A 16,662-nucleotide genomic window follows, 5' to 3' on the forward strand; every position below is an offset into this window, starting at 1 on the left:
ACGAACAGTATCCCCTAAAAACGGGCATTCTGTTCGGGAAAGTGTAAACTGGGAAATGAAGGATGCCGTCATTTTCACTGTAAAGGGTTTAAGGATTAACATGATGAAAAATCAGGCTAATCCCTTAATCATGCAAATCATGTTTTTAAAAAATGTTAACTGATAAATGAAACTTGCCTGCACTCATATGATTTTCTGCTTCAGAAGGCTACTTCTTGTCTCCCTTCCATACTGAAGAAATGGAATAATTACCCTGTTCTTATTTCCTCCAAGTGCATCGTAGGTTACACTTACCACAGGAACTCCGGTCATCTTTTCGATTTTTGCAGACATGGCTTCGGTTACAAGAGCAGGACAGCAAAATGACGGGCTTGCCTGTACAAAAAGGGCAAGATCAGGATTTTCCTTTATGGTGTAATGAATTTTAAGAAGGTTATCCATGGATTCTCCCGTATGTTCCGGCAGAAGTCCATATTGTGCAAGCACCTCTTCAAAAGAGTCATTGTATATGTGGTCAGGTTCATTAAAAAGCGGCTCAAAATGCCTGTAGTAGCGCTTTTCCATCTGGGTCATGGCAGTTAGAATCGCCTTGTATGACAGAAGGCTTGCATATTTTCCCTCCTTAAACCATTTCTTGAAATATGAACCTGCAATCATTTTTGCAAATCTGTAATAGGGAGTTGTTACAACTTCTCCGCCATGTTCCTCAATAAAATGGATCAGGTTTTGATTCATGATATCGTTGTCCCTGGCATAGAGGTCACCGAAAATACCAACTTTGGGCCTGTTATCCCTTGGTATTGTCCTGATTTTTTCAAACATGCCCAGAGCAATTTTCAATGTCTCTTCCCTGTCGCTTTTACCTTCAAAGGCCATTGTCAAGATATCTACAGCTTGTTTTATGGCTCTGTCTGTCTCACCTTTGACCTTTTCATAGGGGCGAAGTCTGCATCCAAGTGCTCTTAAAAGCCCGCCAAACATATGTGAAAAATAGGCATTGATGGCTGCGCTCATGGATATTTCACTTAAAGAGAGCTCCCCTTTATAAACTTCAGCTTTTTCAAACAAATCTGAATCTACATGAGAAAAGGAGCCCAGGATTGTTTTTATGTGATGGGGATAGAGCTTTATATTGCAGGCAATTTCCGATTTGCTGATCCAGAGGACGCACTTTTGGGGATCAAGATCATGATTGATCATTGTCTGAATATACCCGCTTGCAATGGCATTGAGAGGAAGGCATTGGCCGGTGTTGGTTTTCAGGCTCTGCTTTATGGTTTCAGGGGTCTCTTCCATGAGTATTGCATTATAACCTTCTCCTCTTAGTGTTGCAGCCAGAAAGTGACAGGTGATGGAATCCCAGTTGGGCACAATAATGGTCTTATGGTTAAGTGATGTTGCAAATTGGGGATTTATGTGGGAAAGCTCAACCTTATGGCGAATATTACCGTGGGTGTTGAAGTTCCTGAATGCCCTTACCGCCGCTTCAATGCGGGTCTCATAGCCGACACTTGAGTCATGTTCATCAAGCTCCAGCACAAGGTAGGGTTTGTCATGGGCCTCCATGATCTTTTTAAAATAATCCACGCCAAATGAGTCAGGCGTACACTTAAATGACGTCACATATACAGGAAAAAGGTTGGGGGTTCTTGCAACAACAAGAGCTGTTTTAAGAATAGTTGCTGCGTGTTGCCAGTGGATTTCCCGAAGAAGCGGTTCTATTTCCGAAAAATCGTGGGAATCAAGATCCAGCATATCCTGGAAAAATGCCTTTACATCAAGGGATGAAAAAATATCAGGGATTCTGCTGTTAAGGGAGTCTGACAAAATTGTGTATGGTCGCCCCAGAAGTACAACTTTAATGTCATCAGAAACTTTATTATCAATGTTCAGTTCTGGTTTTTCCTGTTTTTGCATGGCTTTATCAGGTTGATGATCAGAATTGTTTTCCCATTCTTGGCTACCTTCTCCATTAATGCCTCTGTTAATAGGAGTATCCATGCAGATGTTCATGTTGGCATTGAACAGGTCTTTGAGTTCCTCGTCAGCACCTCTTTTCCACTCAACTGCCTTGTCATAGGCAGCGGTTATTTCAAAAAAGCTGATATCTGCCCGGTCAATTTTTTTTAACGCCCTGTAAATCTCTATTTTAGTATAAAAATTTGTATAGAGATCTTTCACAACTGGTGAAATAAGTCGCTTTTGCTCCATTGAAGGTACAGATGCAAGTACAGAAGGCAGATACTGGGTGTAGTAACAGTATTGCCGCCTTATTTTTTTATCTCTGTTCTTGTTTTCAAAGTAATAGGGCAAAAAGACATAGTCTGCCTTTTCCATGAGATGGTCAACATGACCATAAACAGATGTGGCAGGGGTACAAAACTCTGCACTGGCAAGTGCTCTGCCACGGCTTACCGGATTTTTCATCTTTCCACTGGTGATGATTTTAATACCAAGATAGTTGAAAAAAATCTTCCAGAAATCAAGGTCTTCAACCATATGAAGCGCTGCCGGAATTCCCATGCTAAATGAGTGTTTTGCAGGTGATGGATGGGGAAGTGTCACAGCTTTTTTGCGTGCCTTAATAAGATGAAAAATTTTATCTTTTGGCACATAATGATCTGTCTGGTAATCTCTTCCGCACAAAAAACCAAATGCCACAGTCTCCTGAGGCATTTCAACAATTGTCAGTTTGCAGTGGTTGGTACACAGCCTGCATGTCTCCTGGCGGACAGGAATGTTCTGTTTCCATAGATCAACACCCCTGAAACTGCTTGATTCTGCTCTTGGGTTGTCATTTTCGTTGAGTTGCTCATGGGGCAGAAGATTGTTTTTTGTCTGTATATCTTTTAAGGTAAGTGCAACTCCAAGGGCTCCTGTCAGATGGCAATATTTTGATACATGGAGAGGTTTTTTAAGTCTCTGTTCAAATGCAGCCACAAGTGCCCGGTTTTTTGCAGTTGCTCCCTGGAAAAGAATTGTGTTGCCGATTTTGGCTTCTGTTGCAACCTTGGTCATGTAGTTGTCCCTTACAGAGTGCAGGGCAGATGCCAGAACCTCATCTACGCTGTATCCTTCAGAGAGGAAATGGTTCATGTCCCTCTCCATGAATACAGTGCATCTGTCACTTGATGTTGGGGACTTTACAGATTCAGTTCGTGCTGAATATTCAGAAAGAGGGCAGCCAAGTTTTGATGCCTGCTCCTCAATGAAGCTGCCGGTACCTGCGGCGCATACTGTATTCATGAAGGAGGAGGTTACAACTCCGTTTTTCATGGTTGTGAACTTTGCATCCTGCCCACCAATTTCAATTATGGTATCAACATTTTCATTGAGTTCATATGCTGCCCTTGAGTGTGCCGTGATTTCATCAAGAACAAGATCTGCTCCTATGATACCGGCAGAGAGTTTTCTTCCTGACCCTGTTGTTCCGCATCCCTTTACAATTAGATTCAGATCATGCTCTTCTGTAAAATTGTGTAGCGCCTTGAAAAGTGCCTGCACTGCCTGGACAGGTCTTGATGCTGTTCTTGTGTAAAATCCGGCAACAACTTCTCCTTTTTCTGTAATGACAACTCCCTTGGTACTTGTTGAGCCTACGTCAAGGCCAAGGTAGCAGGGCAGGGTGGTTGTGGAAGATGACTTTTCGATATTTTTAATTGAAACGTTATTTTTAATTGAAACGTTATTTTTAATTGAAATGCTATTTTTGATTGATGATGGATCCATGTAGATATCTGTTTCAACATTTTCATATATATACTGACTGAAGCTTGTGAAATCAGGATAGCTTGACAGGACAAGATCAAGTTCAGGGTAAAAGAACTTGTTCTGTTTTTCACGTTTTTCAATGAGTGAACTTGCTGATTCAATGGTAAAAGAGAGAATTTTTCCATCATCATTACTGTTGTCATCTGATTTCAGCCAGCCATTAAGGTTCTCTGATTTAAGATCGCATGAAGAGAGTGATTGCGGGCAGCTTATAGATGTTTCATTCAGATTCCTGATTTCGTCTGCAAGGCAGAGGGCGGCTCCAATGGCTCCGTAAAGATGTGAATATCCGTCATCACGCAACAATGGTGTGCCTGTGAGTGCTTCAATATGGTTTTTAACAGAGTCATTTCTTGAAACACCGCCACTGAAAATAACAGGGGTTCTTATGGTCTCATTGCTGAAAAGAGTGTTATATATATTTTTTGCAAGACCCTTGCAAAGCCCATCACATATTTGTGGAACAGAGAAGCCTTCCTGCTGGGCATGGATAAGATCTGTTTTTGCAAATACCGCGCACCGAGTTGCAATGTCAGGGATGTCAAGGGTATTTTCAAATGCTGCCTGACTCAATGCCTGGGGGGATAGAAGACCAAGTCTTGTTGATTGCTGGTCAAGGAAACTGCCGGTTCCGGCAGCACATGATGTATTGTTTCTGGCCCCGCAATAGTTTTGCATCTCATCAAAAAGACTGAGACTGAATCTTTCCCCTCCAACATGGAGAATTGAACCTATATCACTGTGAAAAAATTGAGCTGCCTTTATGATGGAAACCTGATCATCATAGGTCATGCTTCTTTTTACTGTTAAAGGGGTGGAGGCGGTGGCTGCAACATGGGTAAATTGATTGAGATCAATATCAGAGAGAGCTTTTTCAATACCTTGTTCAACATTACCGTGGTGAAATGCAGAGTTGCGGCATATAATTTCCCTGTCCATTGTAATGCCGGCAATTGATACAGATACTGAACCAATATCTATTCCCAGAATAACATCAACTTTTTTCATCTTCAGATTTTCTCCTTTACTTCATTCCAGAACTCTTTGACTCCCTTCCGCCAGCCATCAAGGAAGAGTTTGCCATATTTATTAATGGTATCAGAGGATATATCAATAAAATGGTCAGATTCTGCAAGCTCACTGAAATAGCTTCCAAGCATTTTATCTGATGCCATCTGGGAGTGCCCCTTTAATTCAAGAGCATACATAAGATCCTCATAATGGGCGCTTTTTGCCCATTTGAATCCGTGCATTTTTCCGTTTTCAGAATAGTTGCCCTCTGATTGTCTTTTTTCATTTTTCAGACGTTCAATTATCTGGGACATGTCATGGTCTTCTTTTATACGCCTTTGAAATTCCTCTTTTTTATGGATAGCTTCTGTAAGAGCATCCTGAAACATTTTTGATAGATTGAATGATTTTCTCCAATCTTCCATCTTTTCGTACAGCATATCAGGAATGCTCAGTGTTATTTTACGTGTCATAATGTGGTTATCCTGTTTTTCAGGTTTTAGTGGTGCTGGAAATATTCTGGGTCTGTTGGTGCCGGAAATATTTTGCATTTCAATACGTACTGTATTTTTGAGGTGGTGTCAATCTAATGGTTATGTAATGTCTCAAGATCGACATCTTATTGCTTTTTGCTATTTGCTGAGTGTTCTTTCAAGGTTTGATTGTCGGGTAGAAAATGCCTTGAACCTTTGAAAAGCCTTAAAAGTAAGCCGACAGTTTAAACTTGAAGAAGCACTGAGTTTGTCTGAATCAGGATAACCAGGATAAACAAGATGTTCAGGATAGATAATCCTGCCTTATCCTGTTAATCTAATGTCAGTCATTATTGTGCACGGCATCAGATTTGCATACACATTCAAAGGTTTTCATAAATAGAGATTGCCGTGAATTACTACAGTTGGGGATTAAAGATGCCTGGAAATGATGTTATATAAAAAGTTTACTTTTTATATTCTTTATTATATTAAGGAGTTGATTTTTAATAACTTGCCCATTCACCTCATCCCCCAGCCACCTCTTACAGACTTGCGAGGGGGAGCTTGGGAAAGTTATTTCAGACTCATTCCTAAGGGAATTCATTGAACACGTTTTTTTGAACAAAAACTTTGGGCTTAATAAAAATAGATGATTACAGAATCCATCCGGAAAGTTGGCTCCGGCACAATTGACATGATAGAAGGTACGGGAAGATTTTTTGTTTTTCTGTTTTCAGGTATTTTCAATATCTTTACTTTTCCGTTTCAGCTATGGAAGATTATTGAACATACCTGGTTTATGGGAGCCAGATCCATGGGTGTTATCCTGCTTACAGGAACGTTTACCGGAATGGTTCTTGGGTTGCAGGGATATTATACACTGACAAAATTCGGCTCAGAGGGGATGCTTGGCTCTGCTGTTGCCTTGACTCTTATAAGGGAACTTGGTCCTGTGCTTACAGCAATAATGATAACAGCAAGGGCAGGTTCAGCCATAGCCGCAGAAATTGGAGTTATGAGAATTTCAGAGCAGATTGATGCCCTTGAGACAATGGATATTAATCCTGTCAGGTTTGTCTTTTCTCCACGCCTTGTGGCAGCACTGATAAGTTTTCCTCTTTTGACCGCTCTTTTTGATGCCATAGGAATTTTTGGGGGTTTTATCACAGGCTCGTGGCTACTTGGTATTAATGCAGGTATTTATATTTACAGGGTTGCAGACAGCGTTGTAATGGCAGATATTACTGGTGGTTTTGTAAAATCATTTGCTTTTGCAATAACTGTTACAACTATTTGCTGTTACAGGGGCTTTTTTACCCATCTTCAGACAAGTGGCGGATTCGGGGCAAAGGGTGTCAGCTCTTCAACCACAAGGGCTGTGGTAAACTCCTGTGTTCTTATCCTGATTTTGGATTATATAATTACATATTTATTGCTTTAAAGGCTTTGTTGTTATGACATCCCCGTTGATTGAGCTTAAAAACATTCATAAAAAATTCGGCACAAACCATGTAATGCAGGGAGTTGATCTCTCAATTAATGAAGGGGAGATTACAACTATTATCGGCAAGAGCGGTACCGGCAAGAGCGTTCTTCTCAAACACATTATAGGGCTTATGCATCAGGATTCCGGAAAAATAACTTTTTCAGGCAAAGATACAGGCACCATGACCCACAAGGAGCGCAGGGCATTCAAACAGAGGTTCAGCTACATGTTTCAGGAGAACGCTCTTTTTGATTCCATGACAATCTATGATAATATTGCTTTGCCACTTTCGGAAAAAGCTGTTTTTCCACGGGATATTATAAGAGCAAAAGTTAAGACCAGAATGGAGCAGCTTGATATTGGAGAGACTGCATCAAAATATCCGGCACAGCTTTCAGGGGGAATGAAAAAAAGGGTAGCCCTTGCAAGAGCACTTGTCACAGAACCTGATATTGTGCTTTTTGATGAGCCTACAACAGGGCTTGATCCCCTCCGTAAGAACGGAGTCCATAAAATGATCCACTCCTATCAGAAGATGTTTGGCTTTACAGCAGTGGTTGTGAGTCATGAGATACCCGATATATTCACAATTTCCCAGAAAGTTGCCATGCTTGACAAAGGCAGAATCATTTTTCAAGGCACTCCGGAGGAAATTATGAATTGTGAAGTTGAAAACATCTATTCGTTCATTCATGGCAAGGGGGATGTTGAGTTTGAATAGTTGAATGCTCTCTCCATTTGTAGTAGTGTTATCCCTTTGTCAGAAATTAAAGCCATATTTGCTTCAGGAAAATTAGTATGAAAAAAGAGAAGATGGAATTTTATGTTGGTATTTTGATGATCATTGGTCTTTCTTGTTGTGCCTATCTTATAATTGTGCTGGGTGGTGCCAATGTAATCAATAAAAATGATTACAGGGTCTTTGCATATTTCAGCTCTGTTGCAGGGCTTAAGGCTGGTGCAAATGTGGAGATGGCAGGTGTCGAGATCGGAAATGTCATATCCATATCACTTGATATGGAACGTCTGCTTGCAAAGGTTGAACTTGGAATCAGGGAGAATATAAAACTTGCTGAGGATGTCCTTGCGTCTGTTAAGACATCCGGTGTAATAGGAGATAAATATATAAATTTATCACCTGGGGGGTCGGAAATCTTTCTGGAGTCCGGAGACACCATTTTTAATACAGAATCTGCCATTGACATTGAAGCTCTTGTGAGCAAGTACATTTTTGGAAAAAAGGAGGAAGAGTAGATGGAGAACTGGTGTAAAAAAATATTAAATGGATTTGTCCCAATAGCAAAATTTTCACAGTTTTCATCAACTATCCTGCACCATGAGAATAATGAGTGCTTTTTTCATACTGAATCTTTGTGCCCGAACTCAACGCTTACCCTCGACCATGAAATGACTAAAGGAAATTCTCATGGTAAAAGAGTTATCACATTAGCCTTCTGTTTACTGTTTTCTCTTTTGTTTTTTTCTCAAGCTCTTGAGGCACAGACTAAATCTGCTGATGTTGAGTCCCATGAGGTATTGAAAAAAGGCATTGATGATATTATATCCATTATTAACAGTCCTTTGTATTCCGAGGAGAGCCAGAAAAAGGCAAGAGGAGATCTTCTCTTTGCAAAAGCCGAAGAGCTGTTTGATTTCAGGGCTTTTTCCATGGGAGCTTTAAGCAGGAACTGGCGTCGTTTTTCAGATGCTGAACGTTCTGAATTTACAAAATATTTTGCAAAACTTATTGCAAATACATATTTGTCAAAAATTGATGACAGCAGCTTTAAAAACCTTGACATCAGATATACCAAGACAGAAATGCTTGAAGCCACAAAATCAGGCATTGAACGGGTGGATATCTTTACAGAAGTGCATCACAATGATGTGGTAACACCTGTTGACTACAGAATGATGAAAGAGCCTCAAGGTAAATGGCAAATTTATGATGTAAAGATTGAAGGAGTAAGTCTTGTTGGTAACTACAGGGAGCAGTACAGAACCCGTTTTAATGACAAGCCGGAAGACTTGATTCTTGAAATAAAGGAGAAAATCAAGCAATGAGATTGTTTATTACTTCAGAGGGTTTATTAGAAAGTCTCCGTAACATACTGATATACAACTACTATAATGTTTTCGTTGTGATGCGTCAGAAAATATGGGGGGGGATAAGAAAATTCCCCTATTTTAAGGTTCTTCTGGATTTTTATACTTCTTTGTGGCAGATGGTGCTGCCATGGCTGTTTATAATAAAATTCCTGTCTTTTGAGGCTGTTACGGGCTTTTATACTTTGTTGTGCCTACCTAAGCATGGGGGTGGAGGTGAAAATCTTGGTAAAGGGATCTCTTTAATTGGTAAAGGGAGCTTTTTAAAAAAACTTTTAGTCTGTTTTTTTATTGTTTCAATATTACCTGTAAATTTTATTTTATCATCAGAGAACAGTTGGAAAATTGAGATCAAGCATGCTGTTGCTATGGCTGTTGAAGATTCAACCAATGTAAATGAGGATATAGAGAGCAGTAAAGACTCTAAAGCCATTGAGTATGAAGATATGGGCGTAATGGATGAACTTTTTGAATATGATGAGCCTGAAACTTCTGAAAAGGATGATTTTGTAGCTGATCCCCTTCATACTGTAAATCGCGCCTTGTTCTATTTTAATGATAAATTTTACTTCTATCTTTTAAAGCCCGTTGCTTTGGGATATCAGAAGGTAACCCCTCTTTTCCTCAGAAAAGGCGTTGCTAATTTTTTTAACAATACTCTTTTTCCTTTAAGGTTTGTCAATAATATCCTCCAGGCAAAATTCACAAGGGCAATGACAGAAGGTAAAATATTTTTCATCAATACAGTTGCAGGTGGATTGGGCTTTGCAACTCCTGCCCAGGACTATTTTGAATTGAAAAACTACCCTGAAGATCTTGGGCAGACCCTTGGAAGCTATTCAATTGGAGAAGGATTTTATGTTGTTCTTCCTCTTCTTGGACCTTCAACTCTAAGGGATCTTGTAGGAACAGCAGGAGATTACTTTTTAAAGCCCGTCACTTATGTTGAGCCGGCAGAGCTTGCCATCGGGGTTAGCACACTAAATACCGTTAATGCAACCACTTTCAGGATAGGTGATTATGAAGCTCTTAAAAAAGCAGCTCTTGATCCATATGTGGCATTAAAAGATGCCTATATTCAGATGCGCAGGAAAAAGGTGGAAGAGTAGGAGGGTATAGTGTTCATAAGTCAGCTTTTTTTATTTCCGAGCGAATTATATGTAATAATATTCCCATGATGGTACCAATTTGTTCTATATAATACTCTTTGATATCAATATATAACCTGTCGTCAAGTTTTAGAAATCTCCAGTTGCTTCCAGTTGTTACGACACCATATATGTTTTTTATTTTACACTTTTTTTGTTCATTAAAAATTTTTGAGGCTACCATTTCTGCCGCACATTGTGCCAATCCGGATTTTATATTATCATTTTTTGCTTCTACAATTAAAACAACAGGAGAGCTTACATAAAGCTGTTCCTCAGAGAGTGAAATAATATAGTCACAAATTCCGTTGAGCCCCTTTTCTTTATCAACATTGAATTCAACACCTGAGAAGAGACTTATTCGATGTTCCAGAATTTTTCTAAGTTCAATGAGAATTGGTGTCACTATCATTTCGGAACGGGCTTTTTCTGTATGTATTGCAAGAGCAAGAGGAATGTTTTCTTCGAGAATTTCGTTTAACGAATCGCTGATTTTCTCCTTTTCAATATTGGGAAAAATATTTGTCTTTTGCTCTATTTTTATATTAAATTTATCTTTTATATCACTTATTGTATAATCACTGTATGACATATTCAATACCTCCTGCTTCTGATACATCTGGTATCGTATGAAAGATGCCTACTATTTAACCTTGAAATTTGCGCTTATTTTAAAAAGATCCGTTGCAGGAAGATTTAGAATATCGGTAACGCCTGTTCTTTCAGATATTTCAGCCAGATTCTGTTCAATAATTGACATTGATTCAGCTATGAATGTAAACCAGATGTTATATTTGTGATTTCTCATGTAGTTATGTGTAACTCCAGGATATCCATTGACCACATCTGTAAACTTGCTGACTTTATCTTCTGGTACATGTGCTGCGCACAATGTACTGAAGAAGCCCAGTTTGTAAGGCCCGAAATTTCCTCCGATCCTCCTTATAATTCCATCCCTTTTCAGATTTTGTACCCTTTGGATAACCTCGTCTTCTGTCAGACCGAGTTCTTCTGCAATTACAGCATAGGGTCTTGGGTCAATGGGAAAAAATGTCTGTATCCGGTTAATGATTTTTTTGTCAGTTTCATCAATTTTGGCCATATTGTTATTTCCGTCAGTTGCTTGTTTTGATATACTCGTCTCATCTTTGTTTTAAAAAAAATGATGTTATCGTAAAAAGTCCAAAACGCCAAAGTCGCTATTAATATGGGTTACGGCTAAAAAAATCCCAAAATCGGACTTTTTACAGGTTCATCAAATTTAAAAATAAAAAAGACTCTGCAAATTGATCTTGATGAAGATCCATGCAGAGCCTTTTTATAAAGCTATATCATATGGCTTAAAGGATTATACGCAGCCGGTTGGTTTTGGAAGGCCGGCCATTTTACATGCTCCCTTTCCAGGTCCTGACGGAAACAGCTCATAGATGTGTTTCAGTTTGTATTTTGTCAATTTGGAAAGTACACGTACCATTGGCGCAATACCATTTTTCTCATAGTAGTCCTGAAGAACGTTAACAACTTTCCAATGCTCGTCATTCAGCTCATCGATACCTTCCTGCTGTCTTACATATTCAACCCAGTCATTTGTAAAAGTTTTGTAGTCAAGCAGAAATCCATCTTCATCGATCTCAAAAGTTGTTCCATTCATTTCTACGGTTGCCATTAAACTACCTCCTGGTTAAAAAAAATAATTGATGTTCTATAAAGTAAGCTTGCCGTCTTATCTCTTAGAATTGATAATTCTTTACATTATCCCACACGGATACTCTTGTCAATATGTAGATTTAAAGGTTTTAAAAAAAATCTCTGAAAGTGGTGTATAGCTGCTTTATCCCTTACATTCAATCTTTGTTTTGAAATTTGTAAAATTTTATTTTTTTTAGGGTTGACAAGCCTTAAAAACTCATTTAATGGTAAATCATACTAAATTAGTAGGGATATATCCAACCTATTTGGTCGGGTATAAGATGAAAAACACATTTTTGATTCAAAACGAGGAATTAACCATGTCCAAACTAAAATTATCTCTGAGGTTGATGTTTGCGTATTTCGCAGCTTTCCTTGCTTTCTCCTTTCTGGAGCAGCCTCATCTTTATGGTGAGGATGAGTCTCTCCATAAAGGCAGAAGCGACGGGATTGTTATTGACCTCCCGACATCCCCTGGTGGAGAGCAGATGCCAGGGGTAACATTTTATCATGATCTTCATACTAAGCAGCTCAATGATAAAGAGAAGGATTGCAGCGTATGCCACATGAAGGAGCCAAATGAAGATCGTTTTGTTTTTAAGTACAAGCGTTTAAAAGATAGTGAAACTGAAACTGACATGGCTGTTTATCATGATAACTGTATTGCCTGTCATGAGGATGTAAAGAGTAAGAGTAAAAAGAGCGGCCCCCTTGAAGCCCAGTGCAGGGAGTGTCACAACACAAAAGATGGTGATATCTCCTCATGGCAACCCATTGTTTTTGATAAATCTCTGCACAATCGCCATGAAACAGCTAAAGCTATTGTAAGCCCCATGGGCAAAGATGAGCCCAATTGCAGCGCCTGTCATCACGGTTATGATGAAAAACTTGACAAGCTTTTTTATGACAGAGGGCAGGAGGGCTCATGCCGTTACTGCCATAAAGATTCAGGTTCTGCCCCTTTTGAAACACCCTCAAAAATTATTTCTTCCTCAAATTCTGCTCAAAAATCCATAACATTGCAAAAAGCTTCTTCCATGAGGGATGCATCTCACAATTCATGTGTAAACTGCCATATTGTTGAGATGAAAAAATTTGCAGGTCCTGTTAACTGTAGTGGTTGCCATGATCTTGAAGAGCAGAAGAAAATTGATAAACTTCAGGTGGTGCCTCGTCTTAAAAGGGAACAGCCGGATGTTGCAATGATAACAGGATGGGAACCTGCTGCTTCCATGGAGAGCAATCAATCCCAGGAAGAGATAGAAAAAATTGTTGAGAACATTAATCAGTATATGAAACCGGTTGTTTTTGACCATAAGAATCATGAGAACAATACAAAGGATTGTAGAACCTGCCACCATGACACACTGAAAAATTGCAAAGAGTGCCATACCCTTAAAGGGAGTGACAAAGGCGGATTTGTCAACCTTGAAAGCGCCATGCACGATATCAAGAGCGACAGAAGCTGTATGGGATGTCACGAAATGTATAAGGCAGCGTCTGATTGTGCTGGCTGTCATGCCCAGATGCCTGAAAAATCCTTTGCTCAGACTGATAGTAGTTGTGCTGTATGTCACGTTGTAGATGCTGTTGAATCCGGACTTCAGAAAATGGATAAAACTGCAATGAATGCTGCGGCAGAAGCTCTTTTAAAGGCAAAAACAGATGAATATCAAAAAGTTGCCAATGATAAAATTCCTGAAAAAGTTACCATTGGCTATATTGCTGATAAGTATGAACCATCTGAATTTCCCCATGGCAAAATTGTGAAAGCCATAGAAAAACGCATTGAGAAAAGCAAAATTGCCAATGCATTTCATAAAGATGGCACGACTCTTTGTGCCGGATGTCACCACAACAGCCTTCCAACTGAAAAACCCCAAAAATGCATATCCTGCCATGGAAAAGGCGATATGCTAAAAAATGACGGGCGTCCAGGCCTTATGGGAGCTTATCATGGCCAATGCATTACATGTCATCAGAAGATGAATGTTGAAACTGTTGCTGCAACGGATTGCAATAAGTGTCATAAGGAAAAGAAGTAAAATAGTCGAGATGTCAGGATAAATTTTTAGGTAACATAGTGCTTCTTCAGGTTTAAACTGTCAGGTGAATTTTCAAAAAATTCAAAGCTTCAAGATATTTTCTACCTGACAATCAAACTTTGAAAGAACAATAGATAGAGGAAATATTATGGCAATTACCCGAAGGAAATTTTTGGGCTGGGTAGGCAGCGCAGCAGCAGGATCGGCCATGCTGGCCGGAACATCTGCCCATGGTGCCTCCAACAGGGAATTTAAAGGTTATCCCGAAAGCTTTGGCGTTCTTCATGATACAACAAAATGCATAGGATGCCGAAAGTGTGAACAGGCATGTAACGAAGTCAACCACATGCCTGCCCCGCAGGAGACTTTTGATGATTTAAAAGTTTTGGAGGTGGAGAGACGGACAACTGCTGTTACCCATACAGTGGTCAATAAATTTGGCAAAAATCGTGGCACTGCACTTTCTCATGGGACAGATGCTCTTTCTAAAGGCCTTCACGCTGATAAGGAAAATGGAGTTCCTGTTCCAGTAGGATTGGAAGCCAACAGGGAAATATTTGTAAAAAAACAGTGTAATCACTGCCTTGAGCCAGCCTGTGCATCGGCCTGCTTTGTAAAGGCGTTTAATAAGGATAAAAGCGGAGCTGTCACATATGACGCTTCTCTTTGTGTTGGTTGCCGATACTGCATGATTGCATGTCCATTTAATATTCCAACCTACGAATATGATGAACCTCTTACCCCGAGGGTCATGAAGTGTACCATGTGTCTTCCGCGTATAAATGAGGGAAAACTTCCAGGTTGCGTGGAAATCTGCCCAAGAGAGGCTCTTCTCTTTGGAGAGCGTGATGAGTTGATAAGGCAGGCCAGGATGAGAATTCAGAAATATCCTGACCAGTATGTGGATCATATCTATGGTGAACATGAGATGGGCGGAACAAGCTGGCTCTATCTCTCTTCTGTTCCATTCAGTGAGATTGGCATGAGAGAGGATCTGGGAACTCACTCAGCTCCGGAGCTTACATCTGGTGCCCTTTCGGCAGTACCAATGGTTGTTGGTCTGTGGCCGGTACTTCTCACCGGTGTTTATGCCATCTCTAAACGCAAGGATAAAATTGCTGAAGAGGAGAAAGTCGAAGCAGTTGCAATGACAAAGTCGGATGCAGAAAAACAGAAGAGTGAAGAGCTTTCAAAACTCAAGGAGAAGATGACAAAGGAGAAGGATACGGCTGTTAAAAATGCTGTAAAAAAAGCGCTGGATGATGCTGCAAAGGCTGCCGAAGAGGCAAAAAAGGCTGCTGCAGAAGCAGAAAACGCTGATGAACCGGCATCCGGGGAGGACAAATAATGGCTTTCAGGAAACCACTTGTGAATACAAAAATTGAAGCCACACCAGTGAATATAGTGACAGGTATTATTCTGGTTGTGGGTCTGATACTGACTGCGGCACGTTTTTTTGGCGGCCTTGGTACAGTCACAAACCTTGATAACAACAACCCCTGGGGGATATGGATAGGCTTTGACCTGCTTTGCGGTGTTGCCCTTGCTGCCGGCGGTTATGTCACCTCTGCCGCCTGCTACATTTTTGGGCTGAAGAGATTTCATTCAGCGGTACGTCCCGCTATCCTTACGGCATTTCTTGGATATGCCCTTGTTGTCTTTGCGCTCAACTACGATGTCGGACGCCCCTGGAGACTTCCATATCCCATATTCTTCTCTCCTGGCACATCATCGCTTCTTTTTGAAGTGGGCCTGTGCGTCTTTTTGTACCTCAACGTACTTTTTATTGAGTTTACCCCTGCTGCACTGGAGTGGCTGGGACTTGGTAAAATCAGAAATTTTGTGGTGAAGCTGACCCTTGTTCTGACAATATTTGGTGTTGTCCTTTCCACCCTTCATCAATCTTCCCTTGGTGCTCTTTTTCTGATTGCACCTTCAAAACTTCACCCCCTCTGGTATTCCGGATACCTTCCTGTTTACTTTTTTGTATCAAGTATTTTTGCAGGCATGTCAATGGTGATATTTGAAGGTTCCCTTGCCCATCGTTATCTCCATGATAAAATGGATGATACTCATCTAAGTGAAAGTGACGGTGTTGTCATTGGATTTTCAAAAGCCGCTTCCTTTGTAATGATGGCATACCTTGGCATCAAGCTTGTGGGGCTTGCCATTGATAACAACTGGCACTACCTCTTTACAGGTTGGGGTATGTGGTTTCTTCTGGAGCTTGTGGGTTTTGTGGCACTGCCGGGTTTTATGTATGCTGTAGCTGCCCGTGATAAAAATGTCAAACTTGCAAGGATAGCCTCTGTTTTTGCGGTGCTTGGTGTTGCCTTAAACCGCCTGAACATATCTCTGATTGCCTTTAACTGGCATCTTCCATCTGCCCAGCGCTATTTTCCAAGTTGGATGGAGATTGCAACATCCATTTTTATTGTGACCCTTGGTATTACGGTTTATAGATTTATCACAAATCATATGCCGATTTTGTTTGAGTATCCTGAATACAAACAGGAGCATTGATTTTAAAAGAGAGCTATACTAAAGAGAGCTATACTGTTCCAGATAATTAAATTGGCAAGCAGTGTAGGGGCAATCCCTTGTGGTTGCCCTTCAGAATTGAGAATGCCAAAATATTTTTCTGGAAATCTATAAAATATCAACAGGAGATATTGTCGTGGAACATATTTTTTATACATTGCAGGATTTTATGGTTTACACCAAAGGCATTACCTACCTCATTATGGGTGGGCTTCTGGTTTTTTTTCCTCTCTTTTGGCTTTTTCTGACCGGAAGAGATGAAAAGAACAAAACTTTTTAAATTGTCAGTAAATCTCCATTTTACGATCTGGAATAGCCGGGGTTCGGGGACTATTAAGTTTTAATCAGGAAAAGCTCACCATCTTCCCCTCTCAAAGAGTTGCGAGGGG

The 16,662-nt window shown here is 40.2% G+C and carries 14 protein-coding genes; 9 read left to right on the forward strand and 5 right to left on the reverse strand.

What is annotated here, in order from left to right; all coding sequences use genetic code 11:
* Window positions 1–183 precede the first annotated feature (183 nt).
* Complete coding sequence (locus tag MTBBW1_RS24095; protein ID WP_080808523.1) at window positions 184–4,779, reverse strand: acyl-CoA dehydratase activase; 4,596 nt, start codon at window positions 4,777–4,779, stop codon at window positions 184–186.
* A 2-nt stretch (window positions 4,780–4,781) separates the two neighbouring features.
* Complete coding sequence (locus tag MTBBW1_RS24100) at window positions 4,782–5,255, reverse strand: hypothetical protein (RefSeq protein WP_139786887.1); 474 nt, start codon at window positions 5,253–5,255, stop codon at window positions 4,782–4,784.
* 652 nt (window positions 5,256–5,907) lie between these two features.
* Here MTBBW1_RS24100 and MTBBW1_RS24105 point away from each other — a divergent pair.
* From MTBBW1_RS24105 to MTBBW1_RS24125, 5 genes are all read left to right on the forward strand, one after another.
* Window positions 5,908–6,699, forward strand: coding sequence for an MlaE family ABC transporter permease (locus MTBBW1_RS24105; RefSeq protein ID WP_080808533.1), 792 nt, complete (start codon window positions 5,908–5,910; stop codon window positions 6,697–6,699).
* A 13-nt stretch (window positions 6,700–6,712) separates the two neighbouring features.
* On the forward strand, window positions 6,713–7,465 hold the full coding sequence (locus MTBBW1_RS24110; RefSeq protein WP_080808535.1) for an ABC transporter ATP-binding protein: 753 nt from the start codon (window positions 6,713–6,715) through the stop codon (window positions 7,463–7,465).
* Between the two features lie 77 nt (window positions 7,466–7,542).
* Complete coding sequence (gene mlaD, locus MTBBW1_RS24115; protein ID WP_080808537.1) at window positions 7,543–7,998, forward strand: outer membrane lipid asymmetry maintenance protein MlaD; 456 nt, start codon at window positions 7,543–7,545, stop codon at window positions 7,996–7,998.
* Window positions 7,999–8,808, forward strand: a complete 810-nt coding sequence (locus tag MTBBW1_RS24120) for an MlaC/ttg2D family ABC transporter substrate-binding protein (protein ID WP_080808539.1) — start codon at window positions 7,999–8,001, stop codon at window positions 8,806–8,808.
* Window positions 8,805–9,959, forward strand: a complete 1,155-nt coding sequence (locus tag MTBBW1_RS24125; RefSeq protein ID WP_080808542.1) for an MlaA family lipoprotein — start codon at window positions 8,805–8,807, stop codon at window positions 9,957–9,959. The genes MTBBW1_RS24120 and MTBBW1_RS24125 overlap by 4 nt, the downstream gene beginning before the upstream one ends.
* 13 nt (window positions 9,960–9,972) lie before the next feature.
* Here MTBBW1_RS24125 and MTBBW1_RS24130 read toward each other — a convergent pair whose 3' ends face one another.
* The 3 genes from MTBBW1_RS24130 to MTBBW1_RS24140 all read right to left on the reverse strand — a co-directional run bounded on the left by MTBBW1_RS24130 (window position 9,973) and on the right by MTBBW1_RS24140 (window position 11,664).
* Complete coding sequence (locus MTBBW1_RS24130) at window positions 9,973–10,590, reverse strand: hypothetical protein (protein ID WP_080808546.1); 618 nt, start codon at window positions 10,588–10,590, stop codon at window positions 9,973–9,975.
* A 51-nt stretch (window positions 10,591–10,641) separates the two neighbouring features.
* The gene (ahbA, locus tag MTBBW1_RS24135; protein WP_080808549.1) at window positions 10,642–11,100 is read right to left on the reverse strand and encodes a siroheme decarboxylase subunit alpha; all 459 of its coding nucleotides are present in this window, start codon (window positions 11,098–11,100) and stop codon (window positions 10,642–10,644) included.
* Between the two features lie 246 nt (window positions 11,101–11,346).
* Window positions 11,347–11,664: a TusE/DsrC/DsvC family sulfur relay protein gene (locus MTBBW1_RS24140; RefSeq protein ID WP_080808552.1), complete on the reverse strand. Its 318-nt coding sequence runs from the start codon at window positions 11,662–11,664 to the stop codon at window positions 11,347–11,349.
* Window positions 11,665–12,007: 343 nt separating this feature from the next.
* On the opposite strand from MTBBW1_RS24140, the gene hmcA reads away from it, so the two are divergent.
* The 4 genes from hmcA (at window position 12,008) to hmcD (ending at window position 16,553) form a co-directional block, all read left to right on the forward strand.
* The gene (hmcA, locus tag MTBBW1_RS24145) at window positions 12,008–13,732 is read left to right on the forward strand and encodes a sulfate respiration complex hexadecaheme cytochrome HmcA (protein WP_186441686.1); all 1,725 of its coding nucleotides are present in this window, start codon (window positions 12,008–12,010) and stop codon (window positions 13,730–13,732) included.
* A gap of 148 nt (window positions 13,733–13,880) precedes the next feature.
* Window positions 13,881–15,080 carry a 4Fe-4S dicluster domain-containing protein gene (locus tag MTBBW1_RS24150; RefSeq protein ID WP_087881843.1) on the forward strand — a complete coding sequence of 400 codons (1,200 nt, stop codon included), beginning with the start codon at window positions 13,881–13,883 and terminating at the stop codon, window positions 15,078–15,080.
* A 20-nt stretch (window positions 15,081–15,100) separates the two neighbouring features.
* Window positions 15,101–16,255, forward strand: coding sequence for a sulfate respiration complex protein HmcC (gene hmcC / locus MTBBW1_RS24155; RefSeq protein WP_245809547.1), 1,155 nt, complete (start codon window positions 15,101–15,103; stop codon window positions 16,253–16,255).
* A gap of 154 nt (window positions 16,256–16,409) precedes the next feature.
* The gene (gene hmcD, locus MTBBW1_RS28710) at window positions 16,410–16,553 is read left to right on the forward strand and encodes a sulfate respiration complex protein HmcD (protein ID WP_186441687.1); all 144 of its coding nucleotides are present in this window, start codon (window positions 16,410–16,412) and stop codon (window positions 16,551–16,553) included.
* Window positions 16,554–16,662 lie beyond the last annotated feature (109 nt).

Origin of the sequence: Desulfamplus magnetovallimortis (genome assembly GCF_900170035.1) — a bacterium.
GTDB classification, from domain to species: domain Bacteria; phylum Desulfobacterota; class Desulfobacteria; order Desulfobacterales; family Desulfobacteraceae; genus Desulfamplus; species Desulfamplus magnetovallimortis.

Excerpts from the sequence above, each read along its gene's own strand:
- MTBBW1_RS24095 (WP_080808523.1), bottom strand. The coding sequence starts at position 4,779 with ATGAAAAAAGTTGATGTTATTCTGGGAATAGATATTGGTTCAGTATCT.
- MTBBW1_RS24100 (WP_139786887.1), bottom strand. The coding sequence starts at position 5,255 with ATGACACGTAAAATAACACTGAGCATTCCTGATATGCTGTACGAAAAG.
- MTBBW1_RS24105 (WP_080808533.1), top strand. The coding sequence starts at position 5,908 with ATGATTACAGAATCCATCCGGAAAGTTGGCTCCGGCACAATTGACATG.
- MTBBW1_RS24110 (WP_080808535.1), top strand. The coding sequence starts at position 6,713 with ATGACATCCCCGTTGATTGAGCTTAAAAACATTCATAAAAAATTCGGC.
- mlaD (WP_080808537.1), top strand. The coding sequence starts at position 7,543 with ATGAAAAAAGAGAAGATGGAATTTTATGTTGGTATTTTGATGATCATT.
- MTBBW1_RS24120 (WP_080808539.1), top strand. The coding sequence starts at position 7,999 with ATGGAGAACTGGTGTAAAAAAATATTAAATGGATTTGTCCCAATAGCA.
- MTBBW1_RS24125 (WP_080808542.1), top strand. The coding sequence starts at position 8,805 with ATGAGATTGTTTATTACTTCAGAGGGTTTATTAGAAAGTCTCCGTAAC.
- MTBBW1_RS24130 (WP_080808546.1), bottom strand. The coding sequence starts at position 10,590 with ATGTCATACAGTGATTATACAATAAGTGATATAAAAGATAAATTTAAT.
- ahbA (WP_080808549.1), bottom strand. The coding sequence starts at position 11,100 with ATGGCCAAAATTGATGAAACTGACAAAAAAATCATTAACCGGATACAG.
- MTBBW1_RS24140 (WP_080808552.1), bottom strand. The coding sequence starts at position 11,664 with ATGGCAACCGTAGAAATGAATGGAACAACTTTTGAGATCGATGAAGAT.
- hmcA (WP_186441686.1), top strand. The coding sequence starts at position 12,008 with ATGTCCAAACTAAAATTATCTCTGAGGTTGATGTTTGCGTATTTCGCA.
- MTBBW1_RS24150 (WP_087881843.1), top strand. The coding sequence starts at position 13,881 with ATGGCAATTACCCGAAGGAAATTTTTGGGCTGGGTAGGCAGCGCAGCA.